The following is a 20,430-nucleotide window of genomic DNA, read 5'->3' as shown; positions in this document are numbered from 1 at the left end:
CTACAAATTCTTCAATTTATTTGTCCTCATAACAAATTCGGAAGCCTACTGTCGGGGACTTAGATGCGGGTGGCAAGGCATAGCGAAATGTAAGTGATTTGGGTTCATCCCCAAACGAACGCCCACGTACCACTTTGCGAGTACCTTGGGCTGGCCCGACGGGAGTTTGAGAGGGGCTCTGGGCATAATATCCTTTATCATACCAATCGGCGCACCATTCGGCGGCGTTGCCTCCCATATCAAAAATGCCCCATTTATTGGCTTTTTTGGTACCTACGTTTTTGGGGCTTGCACCGTCGGTGTTACTGATATACCATCCACTTTCTTCTGGCGCAGTTTTTTTGGGTCCTTCAGAGGCGGCATACTCCCATTCGGCCTCGGTAAGGAGTCGGTATTTTTTACCGTTTTGTTTTGACAACCACTCACAATACTCCACCGCCTCTTGCCACGACACTCCTACGATGGGGTGGTCATCCTGCCATCCCCAATTGGGAGGAGTGGGCATTTCTTTTGCGGTGGCTTTACAATATTGTTTGTATTCTGCTACGGTCACTTCGTGCGTGGCTACATAAAAATCTTTGAGCGTCACCGAATGCATAGGTTTTTCGTCTACCGCTCCTTGGGGAGCACCCATCTGGAAAGTCCCTCCTTTGACTAAAACAAAACTTAAAGTCGAAGGTTTCGTAGGCTTGGGCTTAATAGGAGTAGGATTAGGGGTAACAGGCGTACTCGTTTTTTTTGCGAGGGCTTTTTGTACTTTTTGAAGTTGGCTTTTACAATAAGGTTCTTCATTACGAATACGCAAAGCTCGCTCGTAGTTTTCTTTAGCACATTCATAATCTTGCTTGTTGAAACAGGCATCGGCTCTTTTTTTGTATTCATCAAAGTTTATCTTTTGGGCAAACAGCTTGTTTCCCCAAATTAAACCCATCATCAACAAACTAATCCGAAAAATCATATTTTAGAAAGTAGTTCTTTGTTTTTGCAAATCGCTCAATTGTTGTTCAAGTTGCTTTCTCTCTTCCAGCAACTGATTGTACTTGGTTGCTAGCTGAGCCCATTCATCGTCTTGGATATTTCGCGCATTCCCCAAATCTCCCACAAAGGCTTCATAACTTTTCAATACCGCCAAAAATAAAGGCTTGTTATAATAAATTTTTAACTGGTTGATAAACCCAAACACTTTTTGATACTGAGCAGGGGAGTATTGCTGTGGTTTGGTCAGTATCCGTACATAATCATCAAGACGGGTGGTTTCTTGCAAAAAACCTTGCATTTCGGCGGCAGTAGTACGGTTCATTTCTGACGCGATCTCGGGAATTTTTCTAAAATTCAAATACAGTGAAATCAAAAACAAAACCACTAACCCGGCATAACAAAGTCCGAAGTTGATGATTCGTGTACTACGCATGTCGTCATTTATTGCTTTCATAGTCAATGTAGGGTTGTGGGTCGCTAATCATTTGAAATTACTTCGCACCTTGAGACGGTAGTGGTTGTAGTGATATATTGTCAATTTGTCTTTCCAAACGCTGATTCATTCGGGTAAGTTGGTCTATTTTATCTTTTAATTCCAGTTTTTGAGTAGCTAATCCTTTTTGATTTTGGATGGCTTCCTCATTGACCTTGATTACTCCATAATAATTTCTGATTACCCTCCGAAACAAAGAATCTCCCTCGTTGGAAGTTGCTGGTTTCTTTTGCATTTCGCTCAATTTCCCCTGAAAAATCCCCCTTGCTTGCACAGCCGCAATGGGGTCAGTACCCTTCACAGCCACGCGATACGAGCGGTAAAGGGTATCCATCAGCTGAGCATTGATTACAAAATCTTCTTCAGATTGAGTCGAAAGTTCGGTAGTAGTCACTGATTTGTTTTGGGGAGCCCAAAGACGATAACACAGCAGTGTTAATAATCCAAAAAACAATAGCCCCACAAGCAAGTATTTCCAAAAGGGTGTTTTCATGTATTAGAGGTTGTTAAATAGGATTTTATCGGTATTGCTCTCTCCCTCGATAACCGCCATCGGTATCACCTTTGTATACGTATTCCAAACCACTCAATTCGTTAAATATGGCGTTGAGATTGTCAAGAAAATCTTTGATGATAGCAAAGCTCGCAACCACGTCATTGTGATTGTATTGAATTTTTACCAACATATTGAGTTTGGATTCGAAGGTAGCTTGAGTTACGCCAAAACGTTGTCCAAAATAGTTGTACATATATTCTTTATTGCGCTGAGGCAAACACCTCAAGGTTCCTAAAAAAACACGAGCAAAACGGGCAAAATAAGCTACAAAATGAGCAGGCGGTGCTTCGTTTAGTATCAATCGATATTGGTCATAACTATCAGCAATGTGAAGAACTACTTTTTGCGCTAAGATTCCTACATTTTTGGACCAATCATCCTGCGCTTTGAGGTACACATTCTGAACGGTAGTTTCCGCATTTTTGTCAATTTGACCAATCAATGCATCAAACAAATCATAATACCAAGCTAGGGTCGGGTGGACCGCCATATTGATACATGGAGGCACATATTCTCCCGAAGATAGCAAATTAAACTGCTGATTGACTTTACGCAACTTCCCTACCACCAAGTGATGCAATCCAGAAGGGTTTTGTCGAATATGCTCAGCAGTAGCCACCGCTAGCCGAAGTGAAGGCATCCAATGTGGCAGCCGCAACGGAGTCTCTTGGGGATTGGGTTCGCCAAAAGGAACTACCGCCGTAGGATCCACAATAAGCAAAACATAAAATTCGGAGCTTCGGTCGTTGAGCAATTCGTTTTGGATACTCGACAGAGAACAGGTAAGCGGTGGCTGATTGGCATAGACCGGAAAATCCACCCTTACTCCGCCCGGTGTAACGGCCTTACAAAAAGGAAGACTTAGTTCATTTCCATTCTGAATGAGCTGACATACATTGCCATCACCTGCCGGCAATAGCCCGTAAGTATAACTGTTGAGGTGAGTACGGGCTATTTCTTTCATGGCATCAATAGCTGCCAAGTCACTTCCCAAGAGATGCTCCTTGGTGATTTTCATGCCGTCTACCCAATTGATAGGCTGATACTTCGAAGTTGCCATAAGTGAGATTTTAGTCGATAAAACTGCGCGCCACTATAGGAGTGCTAGTTGTGATATTGTTTTGGGTAAATGTCTTATTAGGGTCATAGTAGGTCTTTACAAAACCAAAGAAAGAGGTTCTGTAAAAAACCCAGCCAAAGGGTTTGCCAGTTTGTACATCCACCACTATGATTGGGTGCGCAGGGTCTACTTTGGTGTTGTATAGCTCAATCATATACTGCATCCATTCGCCTAATTCGCGGTCTTTTGGGGCTTCAAACTCATGTCCTTCCCAAACAGAGCTGTTGGGCTGCTTGAAAATCCTAATTTTTACACGTTGGGTATTGCGCAGTTCAATAATAGGCACTTTCGAATTGAGGGGATAGTACCACTTACGGTATTGGAGAATGGGGATAGATTGCCAAAAATCGTAGGATTTTATAAACAAGTAAGGTAATAAATAACGTAAGGCTCCCAGTGACAAATAAGGAGTAAGCAGCACTGCCTGCTTCTTAATCAAAGAATAGGAAAGAATAAAACCCGCAATCCCAAAAAACATCAACGCTATACATAGCCATAAACCGGGCGTAAATTCGTCGCGTGAGAGCCAAGTACGAAAACTTTTGTAGGCGGTCATGACAAAGACAATTCCCAGAATCAGTGCCCCAGTTTCAAATACAATAAATCCAAGACCTACTGAACTAATCTGACTTACCACTCCCCCTAAAGCAGCAAACATGGCAAATACTCCTAAAATGTGCATTAGCAACTTTTTAGAGAATATCTCTGCTGATTTTAAATATGCCAAAATGCCCAAATTGGCTATTCCAAAAACAATATTTCCAATAAAAAGCGTAAGTACAGTTGATGACATAATAAGTTTTAAAAATAAAATGACTGAATTGTAGTTTCAAACTTTCATTCTATCGCCACTTTCTGCCTGCTATGATCGTTTTTAACAATATTTCTTTAAAAAGCCCTAGACTGCTTTTCTAATTTCACAAAACTGTAGTAAATCCTAAAAGCGCTCCTGCCCCTGATGTACTCAGCTGAAAACCAGCTTGTTTTTCTTCAGACAACAACTCCAAACGCCAATCCATTTCAATAGGCACCAACATATCGCCTAAGAAATCCACCAATTTTTTGTTTTTTGCATTAGGAACATACTCTTCCATCTCCCTAGCCGATAAGGGGCCCACGCTTACTTTCAAACGCCGACTATCATCTGTGAGCGAAGGAGAGACGGTTACTAAATCAACCCCCAAGCCTGCTTCTCCTAGCCCCTTAAAAGGGGTGGACATAGGAAGTTCGTATTCAAAATCTTCGTAGGAAAGACTCACAGGCTGGCCGAGTATTAGTTCATAACACGCTTGCATCTCAGCCAAATTTCCTGCGGCCTTGTAGGCTAAGGTCGTGATTTGAAAAAGAGATGCTTTTTGATGTGCATTTAATTTCAAATCGGTATAGTTAGGCCAAAATATTTCTAAGAACTCTTTCAAAAAACCTTCATCTTGTCCGGCAAGTGCTTGTTTCTCAAATTGCTCAATTTTGATTCTTTGATGGTACAGGGCATTGTCGAAAGGCAAAAAAAACTGCCTTGCTTCAGCCTCTTGTCGCTCTTCTTCGGCACGAATTTCCTCCCAAACATCATTGTTTTTTACCCGACCTGAAGGCTGATGAAAAAGCCGTTCGGGAAGAGTATCGTATAGGCCATCACGGGGAGTCTCGATTTTTAGCCAATCCATACCGCCCAGTTGATTCAACATAGGCTCGACCGAGAGTACATCTCTTTCAAAGAACTTCACCGAGGACATCTCTGGATAAACCACAATCTCTTCTACTCGGCAAAAACCATTGGCAATAAGCTCCTCCACGACTGCTTCTACCCGCAGACGTTTGACGGCCATTTGCTCTAGGTTGGCTTGAAGGATTTCGGTTTTATCCATGCTTGGTTTTTTATTCGACTCCATTCAATAGTACTCTTATTGGTAAAATCCCTGATGATTGTTCCTCTAAGATATACTTTATTTGCATTTTATAATCGTTCCACTGCTCAATAGGAATATTTTTTTGTGAATTGGGAATTAAATTTATGTCGAGTGTCCGCTGAACTCCTTGGTATCGGGAGGACCCCATCATAAATCCTTTGGTAATTTCGACCCGCTGTAATTTATCGCCTAGCTCAGCCATACAAATAGCCTTGTAATCTTCCATAGTCACGGCTCGTCCACGCGATAAAACGGCCTTCTTAAAAACGGGCAAATTTTCATCTCCTTGCAAAGGCCGCTGTCCTCCTTTGGTAGTAGTAAGCAAAACCGTCATCTCGTCGGTAAAGGCGATATTGGTGCGGTCACGGTTAAGTTTTGTACCAAAAGCTATATTGTTGGCCATATCTGCTTTTGTAGTCCAATAACGCACGTCTAAGCGTCCACTTTTTTCGTTGGTTTTGACGTTTACAAACAAATTTTGCAAAGTATCTTTTTTTACTACTTGCGAAATCCGCTCCAATCTTTTTCGGATTTCTTCCACATCAGTTTCGATTTCGCCCTTGCCTAAAGCCGAAAAAATAGCACTTTCATCTCTGAGCAAATCGACCACATAGGCCAATATCTCCGATGCATCACGCTCATCAAATCTTGCCACTCCCCCTTGCCGTAGCAAATACTGATTGGTGAGCTCTCGACTAAAATGCTGTACATTGGTAAGTTTCGTGCCCATAGGTGTTTCGATGCTTATCATGTCAGCAAAAAACTCACCTTCTTCAACCTTTACCGGAAACACATTGAAGACAGGGCGTAGGTCTTGCAGCATCTTATTGGCTTTCCGATTGAGGATAGGGAAAGCGTTGATATCAAGATACATCCGCGAAAGGTGTTCGGGCGAAAGCCCACCCGGAAATTTTATTTTAATCCAAAAAAGCTCTTCTGGAAAGTATTTTTGAAGTTCGTCGGGTTTTAAAAAAGACACAATTGCCTCTGGGTATTTGCTTTTCAGACGTTGTATAGGAAGCTCCGCACCAGATTGTCGATTGCGGCTGCTGAGACATATAAAATGCGCGTCGTATTGTCGCCTTACAAGACGCTCAATACGAGCCGACACGCTTACTTCCTCTACCAAGCCCCCTAATTCATTTCGATGAGCTACTCCTTGTTTGATTTGTAATTCTTCTTGCTGTGTAAACATGCGCGCATCCACCAGTCTGTTGAGATGCATGGCCCGATTGGGGTCGTTGCGCCAATCAAAAAAGAAAGCGAGATTGTTAAGTTCTTCTAAATGCTCATCCAAGGTGAGGCCTACCCACATTTCATCCAAAGGCAGAGCTTGATCCATAAAATACTCGCGAGGGTTGTTTGCGCTCAAATCGCGAATACGGCTTTGTTGAATTATCCTGTTGATTTTTACATTATGAAGTACAAAATTCCCAGCCGCCGTAAAATGAAACTCTTTTCCGGTGGCATTGAGTGTAAAGACCTGCTCAGGGCTTACTTCATAAAAAGGATCCAAAATGCTGACTTTCATGACAGCATGGGCAGGTTGCGGTCCCGTGAGTACGTCGGGCGTGAGCAGTTGGGCGAGGCGTTGTACTACCCGATTGCGCGAATTGTCGAGTTCATGATGTACATTTTCTAGGCCCGTTGCAAATGCCCCAAGTAGCATACCCACCAAAGGGTCAAAACTTTCGACAGCAAGCTCACTTTCATCATAATGCCACAAACGCGCAATTTCCCGAATCATTTCACTTCGGATATACTCACGGTTTTTATAGCGACGAGGTTCGTTGTACATAGGTTTAGGGATGAAAAGCGAGGGTTTTGGGGGTAAGTTTTAGGGCAAAAACTTACGAAATAATGTCCTATGAATACCTTACCAATCGAAATTTCATGTCGGGTAGACGCTCTTGCGTCTGAATAAGCGTACTCGCAATCACAATCTGAATATAGCGGCATATCCTTGGATTGCCTCCGTCTACTTTTTCTTCTACGTCATCAATATTGATATCTACCTTATTGACTACGATTCGCTTCTCAAACTTTTTTAAATATTCTTCCACACTCCGTTTGATTTGGTCTTTGCTAGGGGTGTCTTTGAGCTGTCTGAAATCATAGCCATGCACAATACAACCATACTGATTATCAAAATAATACTCCTTTGGCTTAGACGCCAAATACAAAGAGATATTTTGAGCTATCGATTCTTGTGCCGATATCTTTTCAATCACGGGTTGTTTTTTCATGAGTGCCCCAAACGACGGCGGCATAGGATAATAATCTTCGGGCATGGCAGTATTAGTTGATTTTGACCATTGGTCCAGAAAGAGCCGCAACAGTTCCTCCTTCGAGATTTAGCTGAACACTGCCTTTCACATTGGTATTGGTTTTGGCATCAATACTAACATCCAACCCATCCACCGTTATCGACATATCGGAGGTCATTTCTGTGCCCATGGCACTTTTGAGATTGAGCTTATCTTTTGAGTCTAAGAAGATACCTCCGGTTTCGGTATAAGCAGCGACTTCTTTTTGGGCACTTATGTATACACTCTCTTCCGTATTTACTCGCATCATATCTTTGAGAGTCACATCATATTTCTGGGCTTTCATATTGATGTTTCCTCCTGCCTCAAAATTAATATCTCCTTCACTTTTGATAGTAATGTGCGTACCATCAAGGGAGAGTTCAATCAAATTTTTCTCTTCTTTATTGAATATTCTTATTTTTTCTTTGCCATCTGTATCATCAATGATAATATGATTTTGAGCCCGAGTAATAATTCCTTTGATATGATTATCCGAACGAAAAAGTTCACCTCCCGGTTTTCGTGGGCCAGCATCATTGGCATACAGACTTCCCACTACAAATGGTAAATCTGGATTCCCGTACTCAAAGTCCACCATCACGGTATCGTCTACTTCGGGAATAAAATAGCTTTTTGATTTGCCTGTCATGTGCATAGCCACCCGTACCCAGGGCGTAAGTTGATCTGGTTCGGAGGCTCTTACTCCTTGCCACCACATTTGTAGCTGTACCCTTCCCAACTCTAAAGGATCTGCCGTATCTTTTACGATGGCCACCTGAGGGGTAGCTTTGCGAGGAATTACGTTGTAGTTGACGGGTGGCATATCTGTGTCTTGTGGAATTCCTTCAAAATACGCTTGATAGACTCCACTTCCATCCACACTATGATAAAGGGCCGTAATCACGAATGTCCCATATTCCACTCTATCCACAATCTCCCCATTTTGATAAATAGGCTCGACGATACTTACTAAATTTCCAATTTTCAGTTCCATTTCAGGCGTACGTCCTGAAATAATGGCCAATTGATTGGCTCTTTCGCTTTTTTCTACTTTTACAGCTTGCTTTAATGCTGCTTCTGTCACAAAATCCTGATAACCAATTTCGTTGAGACCATTGTCAGTAAAAGTTTGTTCTGAGCGGTCGAGCATCATTTGTGACAACGAACTCAATCCGCTTACTTGCTCAGCAGCCGAGTCGGCATCAAAACGCTGAAACTCTTCATAGTTAAAATAAGACGTTTTCCATTTGACTGGTGTAATGCGAAGGCCGTACTCCATATCAAAAAAATTACGGCTGTGCATTAGCGTAATGGTAGGCGTCGAAGGGCGAGCATTCTTGCCAAAAATTAATTTTTCGCCGTTATAATAAAACCACTCGCCATAACGGTCTGCCAAACGTTGTAGAAAATGGAATCGGTCTTCGTCATATTGAGTAACGTACGGGATAGGAGTAGTATAGGTAGGCGAATTGAGTACCCAATCGTCAGACAAAGTGCTATTCACAATGTCGGATAGGGTTTTTTCTGAATAAGATCTCGTACCTAGTCCCATCGCTAGAAAAATACTCAACCCAAAACCTGTAATCAAATAACTAGAGTTTTGGCTTTGTCCTCTTACCAACTTTACAGACATCACTACGCCAATAAAAGTATTGTTTTGAGTCGGAAATCCTTCTCTTGTCTGTGACATTCTGACGGCGACTCGCTGCCCCATAAAACTGTCAGCTACGTTGCGAAGTCTTTCAGATTGGCCCGCTAAAGTCGAAGGCGAAACACTGATTTCGAAGCTATGATGAGACTCAAAACGCTGATTGATACGCAGATAATTCACCCTAGGGATGGTAGTCCCATTGATGGTTATCTCAATATTTGATGTAAAAGTACTAGTTGCCATGATGATTAGTCCGTAATTTGGATGATGTTACTCACTATCAGCGATACATCGCTACTTAACTGTGCTCTTGATTCGCCAGACGACATCGTATTTAGTGAACCGCTCGCTGAGCCTACGTATTCTGAAGAAACCATATTTACAGAGCTCTGAATAGCCAAGATTCCTACTTCTCTTAGCGATTCTCTAAGTTGTTGAGCTTCTTGTTGGGTGATAATTTCGGTAGCTCTTCTTGCACCAGCTCGACTCAAACCCCGGCCTAAAGTTCTTTCAGTAGCGTTGATTTCAGCCATAATAGCCTGACGTTCGGCAGCACTCATTTCATTGAGAGCCGCTCGTATAGCTGCTCCACGTTGGGCATAGTTGGCGCCCCTTAATCCTTCTCTTACGCCTCGACTTATCAGATTTCCATTCACTCGAAGTACAAGGGTTCTGATAGCAGGACCTGCTGCCACTACCCCCGACAACACCCCTATCATATCAATAGCAAAAGTTGCGGTCCGATAGTAGGCATTATCATCAAGGATATCATTGTTTTCGGGTGAAATAAGTTCATTTGCAAGTCTCCCTACTCCAATACCACACTGTGCTGCCGCTGCAGCACCTCCAATCCAAACGGCGGCCGCAATAATCAACCCAAAAGGGCCTGTCATGGCGGCTGCCGCGGTTAGGGCTGCTGCACCTCCTGAAGCGGCCAAGCCGGCCATTGCACAGCTAAACCCCGCTCCTACCGCTTCTCTACCCCATCTTGAGTCTCGTACGGGTGCCCTTCGAGGAACGTTATTAGGCGAAACCTCCCCGTAATTTCCACTATTTTGTGATGTTCTAACAATTTCGATTGCGACTTGCCTAGATACGCTCTGCTCTTCAATCACTACCCAAATATCTCCTGCATAAGGGGCAGGGGCTTCCCTTATCACCCTTGAGCGTCCTCCTCCTTGATACCCAATTCCCGCCCCACGTAGGCTTTGGATTCCTGAAATAGCAGCAATAATTTGAGCATCACTTAAAATCGGCATAACTGTCTCAATAGAAAAACATTTATAATTAGTAATTCAAACTTCCTGAAAAAAGCAGGTGGCTTTCCCAAAAAGTTTGAATTAATGATGACTTACCTCCAATTGTATTGCAAAATTTTACAATTACTCTCTCAACAATTTCAAGATATTACCTTGGATATCTAACTCTTTAGAGCAGATTGTAAAAGTCTGAGTACCCGTGCCACTTCCCGATAAGTTGAAGGTTTCACTGAAATTGACAACCGAAGCATGTTTGAATTTAATTGTGCGTAATTCTTCCCCCTTTTGGTTGGCAAATTTGATTTCGCCATCTATATCATCTTTGTGTTGTAGAGTCATCAGCTCGATGATTTTGGCGTTTGCATTACGAGTTTCAATAGTCACGTCAATATTGCCGCCAAAAACCTCTGAAGTGGTTTCGTTGGTATGAGGATTCACATGCTGATGCATACTATATGAACAATGTAATACTTCGAACTCTTCACTGTCGATTGTAATTGTTGCCTTGTGTGCCATGGTTGTAAAAGTTTAAGAGTGATTTTTTGTTATGTTAAAAATTTGATTGTTTAATTCCTGAATTACCCTCCAATTAAGACTGTAGGAGCGCCCATTGCAATCGTACCACCGTGAACCGTCATATCTCCCATACGAGCGGCGGGCTTACCTTCAATAAACACAGTAGCCGACCCCTTCACGATAGTATCCGGAGGACCTGCGCAGGTACACATCGTTCCTACAGTAGCAGCGGGCATTCCTGCGATAAGAACTTTTGATACGATTGGTAGGGGTAAGATGGGTCCTCCCACATGAGGCACCACTCCAGTTACCATTGGGCATACGTGATTATCCCCTACTCTTGCGGCAGGCTGTCCCATGATTTTGTTGTATTTTTTGGTTGTTATTTAATATCAGCGTCCCAGTCGCCCTTGGTACCTGTCATGTTGATAGCAAAGACCTTAGCAGGAAAAAACGGTTTTAAATCCACGTTTATAATCACGTGCGTAGGTTTGGCAGGATTCCGTTTTACCTCTAGATTGCGATAGTCTTCGATGATTTTGCCTGGTCCCCGAATCTCGGCCAGAAACTTCGACATCTGCTTTTTGATGTCTTCGAGCATGCGATTGTCGATATTTTCGAAAGTACGGCGATTCAAGAAATCTTGCATAATCTTACCCACCCAATCAAAAACCCGTACCACACTGTACGTCTGTAAGCCTACATTATCTCCGTCAAACAATGTTTTAGCCGATTGGGGCACTACTCTTCCCCATTCATAAATGAGCGGAATAAGACCTTTGCTCTCTAGTTGGGCGACTTCGTTTTTGCGCATCGTAAAGCGAGTACCAGAAGCCATCTTGAGCTTACCATGTGCCAAACCTGCGGCTGGTTGGGCGATATTACCGCCCCAAAGTAAGCCAGCAAGAGCCATTGATGGGGGTATAAAAAGGTGCTCTTCTTCGCCAATCTCAGTGTTGGCTTCACGGCCTACCACCCAATTGCAAGGCATCATTACGTGCGCCTTATGTGGATCAGAACCAGTGAGTTTGTCTCTATCAAACATTGCTTCTACGTCTTCGGCACTGTCTAAGTGGCGATAATCTGTCAAAAGCATTGTTTTGTTTTGGTGCGCAAGCTCCGCCCACTTGTCTACGATGGTGTTTTTTTTCAACCAGCCTGGCAATACAAGCAATGAATAGTTGTTGGTAAGGTCAAAACGATCGTAGTTGTCACGAAGCTCCCTGGCAACTTGCTCAAAGATTCCAGTGGGATTGCTGAAGCCGTCGGTGTCGGTAGTAGCATCAAGTCCCGCATCAAAAAGTGTTAAGTTTTTGATTTTTTCTTCGGCGGCATTTTCAAAAAACAAAGCCAATGAACGATAAGAGCGTTCGAGTTCTTCTGTTTGGCTCAGGCAGTTGAGCAAGTTTGACTTAAGTGTCTCACTAGCAGAAGCGGCTTTTTCTTCGGCTTCAGCTACCATATCTGCTACATTATCATGAGCAGACAATAAATCTGCCACCGCTTGAAGACGTTTTTTTAGCTTTTTACGATCCGCTTTATTTTCATCTTCTTCCATAAACATGGCCTTTCTTGCTTTTTTGGTAGGGTCCATGTTTTCGGTACCATCCACGATTGTTTTGATAAATTCAAAACCGCCGTATTTGGCTAGTTGCTGAACGGTCTGGGTAAGAGGACGTGGAGCGGCTTTTTCTTTGGTGAGTTCTTTTGACTGGGGTAATTGTTCTTCTTGTGCCATGATAAGCTTATTAGTTGCAAAAGTGAGTCATAAAGTCAGATTAGTGTCAAATGTGAATGGGGCGTTATTCGCCATCAACATCATCAAGTTCGACAATCATTGCATTCAATGCTTCCAAAAAAGCAGCTTTGCCAGCAGGGTCGGCCAAAAGTTTCTGAAATACTTTGTTGGTCATCAGTCTTTTGATAAGCGTCTGATAGTCATCTTCTTTACCTTTCAATTCTTGCAAAAATCCACTCTGCTCAATCATCCCTTTGACAGTAAAGGCACTCAAGCTCGTAAAGTTCAAAGTTTCGTTTACTTCTTGGCCTTCTTCGGTTGTATGCGTAATGTCTACTTGAGGTTGAAAATGGTCAAATGCCTCTTGCAATTTTTGAATTCCTTCTACGGGCGCTTGACTCATAGAATCGGCCGTAAACTTGCTCACAATCGCCGTTTTATTATCATGCAGAAGCTTGATTGCTTCGCTTGTGCCTTCGTCAATGATGACGCCGCCGAGTTGAGGTTTTTCGATTGCCATAGTTAAAGGTTGTTAGGGGTTTGTTTGATTGACCTTACAAAGGTATTTATTGATTCTCAAGGATTTTATAGTGAAAATACGCAATTTTTCAAATCAGGTATTTTTACGTAATATGTTTATTTTACGCACGTGGTTGAGGATGATAAAAAAACCAACTACCACTTATTGATACACTGCTACTCCGCTGAAAATACAACGTATTTCGCTGTACTCGCCGCGAGCCTTTAACATTACACTCCAACACTTCAACGACACCATTTGCCCCTACTGAAGCTACAATCGCGGTATGGTGCGGGCGACTCTCCTGCCACCAAGAGGAGCCATTATCAACGGTCACAACATAATTCCGAAACTGAATGATGTCTCCTTCAGCCAACTGGGATAATTCTCCTACTAACTCTCCCCATCTATAATCGGCATCTGCGGTGAGATTGTCGGCACCCATAATATCACTGGACGTCCGCGCTTCTGATTCTCTGAGGGCTGTTTCAGCTAATGTCCAACATTCGCCATTTCCTACTTGGTGTCCTATTTTCCTTGATACCCAATTTAATATTCTCCTATTTAGTAGTAAGTTTAGTCCCATGATTGTTAACATCTAATTTTAGTTTCATTTACCTTATTGACAAAACAAAATTACATCTTAACTATCAATCTTTTAAGCGTAAAAACCCTTGATTTTAAAATCACGTATTTATCCCTATTGGGGTCTTTATTACTTAATTTATTGAGGTGGAGCTACGATATAATCAACAATCGAAAACTTTTGGAAACTACTCGTAATACTCAACTCTGCCGCAAAACCACCTACAGGTATATCTATCGTTATCAATTGGGGCGTAGATTTTCCTTGTGTTAGCAATCCATAATTGTTATACAGCAAATGCCCCAAGTTTCGAAGGTCATCTGCGTGCCTAGAACCCTCAATAATCATTCGAGCAGCTTGAGGTCCCATATCCATAAACGGGCGAAGATGCCGTATCGCACTTCGTGCAAATCCTCCCCAACGATTACCCAATGAAACCCCTAAGTCGATGTTTCCTTGCACTTCATAAGTGTCTGTTACTAGAGCCTGTGGACTTAGGCAATTGAGAGCCACAATAAAACACGCCCCCGTTCCCCCGCCTAGACCAAGACCTATTTTGATACTTTCAACATTGAAAATGACGCGGTCATAAGAACCTAAATTCATCATCCATCCAGTAGTAGTTTCGGCACCGATACCGCCCAAAAAACCGCCATATTTAGCACCTACTCCAATCCACGTAACGTTAGGTAAAGATAATCCCATTGGGTATATTTATTTTTAAAATATTATCGAAAGGTCACACTTTCTCCCATTCAAACTCCCCATTCTCCCCCAATTTCAGTCTTACTTCAGAGCCTTTGCCGATTTCGCCCGCCACAATCATCCTCGACAGAGGCCGGCGAATGCGATTACGGATCACACCACGAATAGGACGCGCGCCGTATTTTGGTGTAAAGCCTTCAAGTGCAAGGGCTTTACGTGCCTCATCGTCAATCTGCAAAGTAATTCCTTGTTTTTCCAATAGCTTTTCTAAAGGCTTCAACTGAATATTGAAGATATTGATAACGGCTTTCTCAGTAATGGGACTAAATGGAATAATCTCGGTGAGACGCCCCAAAAACTCCGGCCGAAAATGCTTAGTCATCAAATCAAGTATGTCATTAGAGGCGGGAATCGTGCCTTTCCCAAATTGTTCGGTAATCCACTCTGCACCGATATTGGAAGTAAATAAAATGATGGCATTCGAAAAATCACCCTCGCGCCCAAGACGGTCGTGTAGGGTTCCTTCATCCAAAATCTGCAAAAACAAATCAAAAACCGAAGGATGCGCTTTTTCTATTTCGTCAAACAATACAATAGCAAAAGGCTGTTGCTTGATTTTAGTGACCAATAGCCCCCCTTCTTCATAACCTACATAGCCAGGAGGCGCTCCGTACAAAACCGCTGCGGAATGTTCTTCTTTAAACTCCGACATATCGAAGCGGATAAGGGCTTTTTCGTCATTGAACAGAAAATCTGCCATCGTTTTGGCAAGTTCAGTTTTTCCGGTGCCAGTAGGTCCCGAAAAGAAAAAAGACCCAATCGGCTGCCCCGGACGACTCAATCCCGAACGATTTTCGAGAATTGCATCTGCAATAACCTGAATCGCATGGTCTTGCCCAATGACCCGTTTTTTGAGGTGTTCGTTTAGTTGTAGCAGCTTCTCACGTTCTTTGGATTGCAATTTTCCTAAAGGAATACCCGTCTTGTGAGCTACCACCGCCGCAACATCATGTTTCTGAACCGCTTCTTTTTCTCGCTTTCCTAAGGTTTCTAATTGCTCAACCAATAGTTGCAAATGTTCGGCAACCGCTTCAGGTAGTTCTAGCTGGGACAAATCAAGTTGTTCTTCCAGCTGACCCAACAAAATGGGACTTAGCCGATGCTGCAACTGCCGTTCGAACCAACGCAATTCTTGTAGGTATAACAATGGATCTCCTCCACCATGCGAAGCTTGCAAAAGCGACAATTCTTCACGCAAAAAATCAATCTCGCGCTGCGTAGTTTCGCTCATGAGTTTCATAGCGGCCATGGTGCGGTCGATGAGATCAATAGCAGCATCTGGCAATCGGCGATCTTTGATATAACGTCTTGCCAAGCGGACGGTTTCGGAGATAGTGCCCTCACCTACCTTTATTTGGTGATGTTCTTCAAATAAAGGAACAACTTTACCAATCATCCGTGCGGCTGTTGTCTCGTCAGGTTCTTCTACTTTTACCAATTCAAAACGACGACTAAAGGCCTCATCAGGCTCCATGTATTTTCTAAACTCATCTAGTGTAGTAGCCCCAATTACAGTCAACTCGCCCCGAGCAAGTTCTGGCTTTAGGAGGTTGACTAGTCCCATTGCCCCACTCTGCGGGTCCATTAAGATGTGGATTTCGTCAATAAAAAGCAGCGCTCTGTCTAACTGTTTTACTTCGGCAATGATATTTTTAAGTCGATCTTCAATTTCTCCTTTGTAAGAGGCTCCCGCAATCAAAGCCCCCATGTCTAGCTGAAGCAAAGCTGCATTTTGCAAATGCCCCGGCACCTGTTCAGCAACAATCAATTGGGCGAGCCCTTCTACCAAGGCGGTTTTTCCTACCCCAGGTTCTCCCACAATGATTACATTTGGTTTAGTACGGCGACCTAAGATTTCGATGGTCATACGGGTTTCTTTATCGCGCCCGATGATGGGGTCGAGTTTTCCTTCCCTTGCAATGGCCGTTTTGTCGACACAATACTTATGTAATGTTTTTTGTCCTGAAGTATCAGTTTTTGTGCCTCCCGACGTGTTATTTTTACTCCCATTGGCAGGAGTTACACTACTTTGCACCCCAGCCCCTTCCATAGCTTTGGCGAGCAGCTCGGTCTCTGTAAGAGGAAATGATTTTAGTTGGTCTTTCTGAAAGCCTACCCCTGGCCTTGCAATAGCCGTCAAAACAGCCAAAGGAGAGACCTCTTCTTCACCCAACTTCATTCGTATCACATCTGATACCTCATACACGGCTTGTACTTGCGCGTCGCCTCTTATATCACTTACTGGCCGTGCGGATTTGGGATATTTTTCTATCCTAATATCTGCCCAATCTCTCAAGTAGTGCACATCGACGTCCCACGAAGCAAGGATACTCGACAGCCCTACGTCATTATGCAAAATCCCCTTGAGCAAATGCCCCGGCGAATAATTAGCCTGCTGATTTTCTTTTGCTACAGACTGAGCTATCTGAACCGCACGTTTGAGGTCGCTACTGAATGTAAGGGTAGAAAGCATAAAGGGTTTAAGTGTTTAGAAGTCTTGTGCCGAGAACCTAAAAATCCGAACTCACTTTATCATAACACTTTTCAAACTTAGAAAAGACACCTCCCAATGTCAAGCATTATTGAGTAAACGGTAGCTTTTGTTTAGAATATACCAATTTAGAGTGCAAGCCCCCTATTTAGGGCATGATTTATACTAGGTTATATTCTTCCAAAAAGGCCACGATATCGGGTACAGGATCACGTACCAATACAGTAGCAGAAGGTACTACTTCTTCTACATGTAGCCGCGTAAGTCCTGGCAAATACACCTGCGAAGCTCCGCCCCAGAGCTGAATAGCGGCGGTATAGCCCTGCCTTTTCATATACTGTTCGGCATAGCCTTTTTCGGTTTGGGGACCAATATTTCCCACAAATCCAACCACGTCTTGTCGAAGTCGTATGATCACCAAAGAATTAAGGCCATTCCAATTGTGCAATACCGCATTACGTCGCCGAATACAGTCTAGCAAACTCTTATTGGACTGAGTAGCATAAGCCAATACATCATGCAAATCGCCCAAAGTGCCCCAAAAAGCCGAGACCGATTCTTTGAGTTGGTTGGCAGTGTCTGTATAAGAATTGAAAACTTCCCAGTCAGTAAACTTGTAAAGTAAGGTACCTACTGCTATTTTTTGTTTTTGAGCATGAAGTCCATTAAACGATCTTCGATGATTGAGCGGAATCTGATCAAATTCAAGATTAGCGTTGAGCATTTTGTTACGAATTAAGTAAAACTCAATATTAAGGCCCTATGCTGTATAGGTCAATAGAATGTTATCAAGCGGTAAAAAAAACTTCTCTGAAACAATTTTTTAAGAAACTACTATCTCCGAAATCGCATCAGTTTAAGAATGTCCTCTACAGGTGGTAAACTCCCTATACGGCTTATTAGTGAGTTCATTGAAGTTACGGTTTCCATTCTTGCTTCAGCCATAGCTAAACGCGCGCTTTCTTCTTCGGCACGTCGACGAATACGCTGCGCTCTCGAAGATTCGCCACGATGAGCCTCAAAAGCCCTAACTCCCCCTACCATTCGCAATGCACGCGAGGTGACTTGGGCATAGCGACGCCCCAAACGAGCTGCTCCTTCTGTTGCTCGTTCATCGGCCAAATAAGCCGCCGCTTCTTCTTCTATCAATGAGTGATTTTGGATAGCATATTCAAATAACTCTTTTCCGATGATTTCGATATTTTGAAAAGGGTATTCACGCCAATACATGCTGCCGTTAGCTTCTAGTATTTTCCGTACCCAAAAGGGCCACAAATAGCTGTTAGGATGAACGATATAGTTTTGGTTAGCCACAGGATGAAGCTCTGGATATACTACCACGGCGGGATTGCGGGTAGCGTCTTCGGCAGTAGTGTGGGCATATACCGTAGAATCAGCAAATTGACGGCTGATTTGCTGCGCAAATCCACCAGGAGTCCCTGTACTACAAGCATACAGTATAATCTTTGCGCCACGGTTGATTCTACCCCTAAAAATATCACAAAACTGCCTGACCGTCATATCGGAAGAGATAAGAGAATGACTTCCTCCATGCCCAAAATAAGCCACCAAATCATAATTGTTCTGAAAATTACCAATTTGTGTTCTTACCGAATCTCTTTCAGAAGAATCTTCTAGGGCATTGACTTCAAAACTTATTTGATTTACTTGATACCCTTCCTGCCTTAAATACTGCCGAAAAGCTCCCGCAGCAGGCAAAAAGCCTTGTCTTTCTTGGGATGCAAAAATAAGAGCATTCATAACTAACAGTGAATCTGAGTAATACTACATTTGATTTGATAACTCACTGGAATGGTCTACCTTAATTTATTGAATTTCAAAATAAGATTGACTATCGGGATATATCACCCCCACATCTCTACCCGTATGGGGTGCTGGCTGATTTCGCTCTCTAAGTTCTCGTAAAAAGGGGGTATTCTGGTCACATCTGAGAAATGTATCTTGGCCTTCTGTACGTTTCCGATAAATATAAAACACCCTTTTACCAATCATATCATATTCCATACCTGAAGATCGGGTATATGCTCGGTGCATACACTGCGAAATTCTAGCGACTGTTTCATGCCAACGATAGCGATTCACAAACCACAAGTCAACAATGCAAATCTCCCCATTTTCAACTTGGGTGCGTCGAGCTATTTTCCACTGAAAGTTAAGACTTCCAAATGCCATCTGAAAGTTACGTTGATGATATCTGCCTTGATTATTTGGAATAATGCCTTGCTCCGATGAAATATCTCTGGAAAGATGACCTTGAATATTTGTTTTTACACCTTCATCATTTTCAATTATGCCTTCCGTTGGGATAATGAGATTCCCTCCACCTCCATTTAAAAAATGATGGAGAAAAATTCTTCCCAATGGAAAAGCCCTCATTACAATATCAACATCGTTTCTTATACCCTCAGGCGAAACATTCAACCTATCTGCCGCTCCACAATAACTTTGGATTGCCACTTCTAAAGCTCCCATATCGCTGTCTATTTATATTTGAAGATAAGTGCTTGGGTAGTTTCTTGTTTGGTTTCAATCAGATCACTAATCAACCAACCCGAATTAGTGTTTTCGCGGGTATATTCTTCTAATTTGATAATCCACCCCTCGATTCCAGTCACAAAAACCGTAACATGGTCACATTCATTAAATTTCACAAATTTGTTGTCGACCGCAAACACAAATGCACTCAAGGCATCAAAACGAAAGCTTGTGTCTGTATAGTTTCGTAAAGGTACTCCTGCATGTAGTTCGTTAGAAAGACTCAGAAAATTGGTTTCATGGGCATTAGGTACTACCGCCCGCTGTTCCGTTTTTCTTTCAAATTGAACCATAAAATCATCCGAAACACCTTGCAAGAGCCACGAGTGGGTGCCTTTTTCTACTTTCCGACGAAACAATAAATCGGTGGTGGATGGCGAACTAAAATACTCTACTTTACAAGAAGCAATGGCATATATCTTATCATCAAATTTTTCTAAGTAACGCGGTTTGTTTTCGTCACATACCAATTTGATAAAACGCAAAAGTTTTTCTCGTTCTTCGGGCTTATGCCATTTAGTATCTTCTGCATTGACTAATCCCCGAATCAGCTCAGCTCGCAATGAAGTTCGTCGCAATGAATCACTGATTTTCTGTCCGTTGGCCAGCCGGTACGCATTAAATCGGTCATAAAATTCATCAATCTGACGAATATTTTCAGTCGAGGACAAAGGCGCTTTCGATTTGGCATGTGGTATGGCAATCTGCCCACATACACTATTTGTGAATAGGCAGCCTATCCACATCACTAAAGTATATCGAACCCACTTCATAATTAAGTGCTAAGGCATAGTTAATCGTTACCTGTTATGATTATCATCAATTTAGAAACAGTTATACTCTAAGTCTGTTCTACTACTTAAGTAATTATGCAAAATTAAACTGGATGTTATTAATAATCTGTGACTCCTTAAACCCCACGTTGCATCGGTGTTCCGCCTTTAGACTAGGGTTAGAAGATAACACTTATTATATAAACTTAATT

At 42.6% G+C, this 20,430-nt stretch carries 21 protein-coding genes; all 21 read right to left on the bottom strand.

What is annotated here, in order from left to right; all coding sequences use genetic code 11:
• Nucleotides 1-16: 16 nt before the first annotated feature.
• Nucleotides 17-958, bottom strand: coding sequence for an SUMF1/EgtB/PvdO family nonheme iron enzyme (locus P1X15_RS22315; protein WP_277340356.1), 942 nt, complete (start codon nt 956-958; stop codon nt 17-19).
• Nucleotides 959-961: 3 nt separating this feature from the next.
• The gene (locus P1X15_RS22310; RefSeq protein WP_277340355.1) at nt 962-1,432 is read right to left on the bottom strand and encodes a hypothetical protein; all 471 of its coding nucleotides are present in this window, start codon (nt 1,430-1,432) and stop codon (nt 962-964) included.
• Nucleotides 1,433-1,469: 37 nt separating this feature from the next.
• Entirely contained in the window at nt 1,470-1,964 is a 495-nt protein-coding gene (locus P1X15_RS22305; protein ID WP_277340354.1) for a hypothetical protein, read from the bottom strand.
• A gap of 25 nt (nt 1,965-1,989) precedes the next feature.
• Nucleotides 1,990-3,087: a hypothetical protein gene (locus tag P1X15_RS22300; RefSeq protein WP_277340353.1), complete on the bottom strand. Its 1,098-nt coding sequence runs from the start codon at nt 3,085-3,087 to the stop codon at nt 1,990-1,992.
• 10 nt (nt 3,088-3,097) lie between these two features.
• Entirely contained in the window at nt 3,098-3,940 is an 843-nt protein-coding gene (locus P1X15_RS22295) for a TssN family type VI secretion system protein (protein ID WP_277340352.1), read from the bottom strand.
• 124 nt (nt 3,941-4,064) lie between these two features.
• Nucleotides 4,065-5,012, bottom strand: a complete 948-nt coding sequence (locus P1X15_RS22290; RefSeq protein ID WP_277340351.1) for a type VI secretion system baseplate subunit TssG — start codon at nt 5,010-5,012, stop codon at nt 4,065-4,067.
• Nucleotides 5,013-5,022: 10 nt separating this feature from the next.
• Entirely contained in the window at nt 5,023-6,852 is a 1,830-nt protein-coding gene (locus tag P1X15_RS22285; protein ID WP_277340350.1) for a type VI secretion system baseplate subunit TssF, read from the bottom strand.
• Nucleotides 6,853-6,919: 67 nt separating this feature from the next.
• On the bottom strand, nt 6,920-7,345 hold the full coding sequence (locus P1X15_RS22280) for a GPW/gp25 family protein (RefSeq protein WP_277340349.1): 426 nt from the start codon (nt 7,343-7,345) through the stop codon (nt 6,920-6,922).
• Nucleotides 7,346-7,352: 7 nt separating this feature from the next.
• Nucleotides 7,353-9,257, bottom strand: a complete 1,905-nt coding sequence (locus tag P1X15_RS22275) for a type VI secretion system Vgr family protein (protein ID WP_277340348.1) — start codon at nt 9,255-9,257, stop codon at nt 7,353-7,355.
• 5 nt (nt 9,258-9,262) lie between these two features.
• Nucleotides 9,263-10,273 carry a hypothetical protein gene (locus P1X15_RS22270; RefSeq protein WP_277340347.1) on the bottom strand — a complete coding sequence of 337 codons (1,011 nt, stop codon included), beginning with the start codon at nt 10,271-10,273 and terminating at the stop codon, nt 9,263-9,265.
• A 123-nt stretch (nt 10,274-10,396) separates the two neighbouring features.
• On the bottom strand, nt 10,397-10,789 hold the full coding sequence (gene tssD / locus P1X15_RS22265) for a type VI secretion system tube protein TssD (protein WP_277340346.1): 393 nt from the start codon (nt 10,787-10,789) through the stop codon (nt 10,397-10,399).
• 62 nt (nt 10,790-10,851) lie between these two features.
• Nucleotides 10,852-11,148 carry a PAAR domain-containing protein gene (locus P1X15_RS22260; RefSeq protein ID WP_277340345.1) on the bottom strand — a complete coding sequence of 99 codons (297 nt, stop codon included), beginning with the start codon at nt 11,146-11,148 and terminating at the stop codon, nt 10,852-10,854.
• A 23-nt stretch (nt 11,149-11,171) separates the two neighbouring features.
• Nucleotides 11,172-12,527 (bottom strand): phage tail sheath C-terminal domain-containing protein, encoded by a 1,356-nt coding sequence (locus P1X15_RS22255; protein WP_277340344.1) that lies wholly within the window; start codon nt 12,525-12,527, stop codon nt 11,172-11,174.
• A 64-nt stretch (nt 12,528-12,591) separates the two neighbouring features.
• Nucleotides 12,592-13,047 (bottom strand): hypothetical protein, encoded by a 456-nt coding sequence (locus P1X15_RS22250; RefSeq protein ID WP_277340343.1) that lies wholly within the window; start codon nt 13,045-13,047, stop codon nt 12,592-12,594.
• Between the two features lie 121 nt (nt 13,048-13,168).
• Nucleotides 13,169-13,633: a hypothetical protein gene (locus P1X15_RS22245; protein WP_277340342.1), complete on the bottom strand. Its 465-nt coding sequence runs from the start codon at nt 13,631-13,633 to the stop codon at nt 13,169-13,171.
• A 138-nt stretch (nt 13,634-13,771) separates the two neighbouring features.
• Complete coding sequence (locus P1X15_RS22240) at nt 13,772-14,338, bottom strand: hypothetical protein (protein ID WP_277340341.1); 567 nt, start codon at nt 14,336-14,338, stop codon at nt 13,772-13,774.
• A 34-nt stretch (nt 14,339-14,372) separates the two neighbouring features.
• Complete coding sequence (locus P1X15_RS22235; RefSeq protein WP_277340340.1) at nt 14,373-16,871, bottom strand: ATP-dependent Clp protease ATP-binding subunit; 2,499 nt, start codon at nt 16,869-16,871, stop codon at nt 14,373-14,375.
• 178 nt (nt 16,872-17,049) lie between these two features.
• Nucleotides 17,050-17,613 (bottom strand): hypothetical protein, encoded by a 564-nt coding sequence (locus P1X15_RS22230; RefSeq protein WP_277340339.1) that lies wholly within the window; start codon nt 17,611-17,613, stop codon nt 17,050-17,052.
• 110 nt (nt 17,614-17,723) lie between these two features.
• Complete coding sequence (locus P1X15_RS22225; RefSeq protein ID WP_277340338.1) at nt 17,724-18,650, bottom strand: hypothetical protein; 927 nt, start codon at nt 18,648-18,650, stop codon at nt 17,724-17,726.
• Nucleotides 18,651-18,716: 66 nt separating this feature from the next.
• On the bottom strand, nt 18,717-19,382 hold the full coding sequence (locus tag P1X15_RS22220; RefSeq protein ID WP_277340337.1) for a hypothetical protein: 666 nt from the start codon (nt 19,380-19,382) through the stop codon (nt 18,717-18,719).
• An 8-nt stretch (nt 19,383-19,390) separates the two neighbouring features.
• Complete coding sequence (locus P1X15_RS22215) at nt 19,391-20,218, bottom strand: hypothetical protein (RefSeq protein ID WP_277340336.1); 828 nt, start codon at nt 20,216-20,218, stop codon at nt 19,391-19,393.
• Between the last annotated feature and the right edge of the window lie 212 nt (nt 20,219-20,430).

This window comes from Runella sp. MFBS21, assembly GCF_029433105.1.
Classification (GTDB): domain Bacteria; phylum Bacteroidota; class Bacteroidia; order Cytophagales; family Spirosomataceae; genus Runella.
The sequence above is the reverse complement of the archived record's forward strand: the minus strand, read 5'-3'. Positions and strand labels throughout refer to the sequence as shown.

Coding starts and splice junctions, on each gene's coding strand:
- P1X15_RS22215 (WP_277340336.1), bottom strand. CDS start 20,218: ATGAAGTGGGTTCGATATACTTTAGTGATGTGGATAGGCTGCCTATTC.
- P1X15_RS22230 (WP_277340339.1), bottom strand. CDS start 17,613: ATGCTCAACGCTAATCTTGAATTTGATCAGATTCCGCTCAATCATCGA.
- P1X15_RS22260 (WP_277340345.1), bottom strand. CDS start 11,148: ATGGGACAGCCTGCCGCAAGAGTAGGGGATAATCACGTATGCCCAATG.
- P1X15_RS22290 (WP_277340351.1), bottom strand. CDS start 5,012: ATGGATAAAACCGAAATCCTTCAAGCCAACCTAGAGCAAATGGCCGTC.
- P1X15_RS22250 (WP_277340343.1), bottom strand. CDS start 13,047: ATGGCAATCGAAAAACCTCAACTCGGCGGCGTCATCATTGACGAAGGC.
- P1X15_RS22275 (WP_277340348.1), bottom strand. CDS start 9,257: ATGGCAACTAGTACTTTTACATCAAATATTGAGATAACCATCAATGGG.
- P1X15_RS22220 (WP_277340337.1), bottom strand. CDS start 19,382: ATGGGAGCTTTAGAAGTGGCAATCCAAAGTTATTGTGGAGCGGCAGAT.
- P1X15_RS22295 (WP_277340352.1), bottom strand. CDS start 3,940: ATGTCATCAACTGTACTTACGCTTTTTATTGGAAATATTGTTTTTGGA.
- P1X15_RS22315 (WP_277340356.1), bottom strand. CDS start 958: ATGATTTTTCGGATTAGTTTGTTGATGATGGGTTTAATTTGGGGAAAC.
- P1X15_RS22255 (WP_277340344.1), bottom strand. CDS start 12,527: ATGGCACAAGAAGAACAATTACCCCAGTCAAAAGAACTCACCAAAGAA.
- P1X15_RS22235 (WP_277340340.1), bottom strand. CDS start 16,871: ATGCTTTCTACCCTTACATTCAGTAGCGACCTCAAACGTGCGGTTCAG.
- P1X15_RS22310 (WP_277340355.1), bottom strand. CDS start 1,432: ATGAAAGCAATAAATGACGACATGCGTAGTACACGAATCATCAACTTC.
- P1X15_RS22270 (WP_277340347.1), bottom strand. CDS start 10,273: ATGCCGATTTTAAGTGATGCTCAAATTATTGCTGCTATTTCAGGAATC.
- P1X15_RS22280 (WP_277340349.1), bottom strand. CDS start 7,345: ATGCCCGAAGATTATTATCCTATGCCGCCGTCGTTTGGGGCACTCATG.
- P1X15_RS22240 (WP_277340341.1), bottom strand. CDS start 14,338: ATGGGATTATCTTTACCTAACGTTACGTGGATTGGAGTAGGTGCTAAA.
- tssD (WP_277340346.1), bottom strand. CDS start 10,789: ATGGCACACAAGGCAACAATTACAATCGACAGTGAAGAGTTCGAAGTA.
- P1X15_RS22300 (WP_277340353.1), bottom strand. CDS start 3,087: ATGGCAACTTCGAAGTATCAGCCTATCAATTGGGTAGACGGCATGAAA.
- P1X15_RS22305 (WP_277340354.1), bottom strand. CDS start 1,964: ATGAAAACACCCTTTTGGAAATACTTGCTTGTGGGGCTATTGTTTTTT.
- P1X15_RS22225 (WP_277340338.1), bottom strand. CDS start 18,650: ATGAATGCTCTTATTTTTGCATCCCAAGAAAGACAAGGCTTTTTGCCT.
- P1X15_RS22245 (WP_277340342.1), bottom strand. CDS start 13,633: ATGGGACTAAACTTACTACTAAATAGGAGAATATTAAATTGGGTATCA.
- P1X15_RS22285 (WP_277340350.1), bottom strand. CDS start 6,852: ATGTACAACGAACCTCGTCGCTATAAAAACCGTGAGTATATCCGAAGT.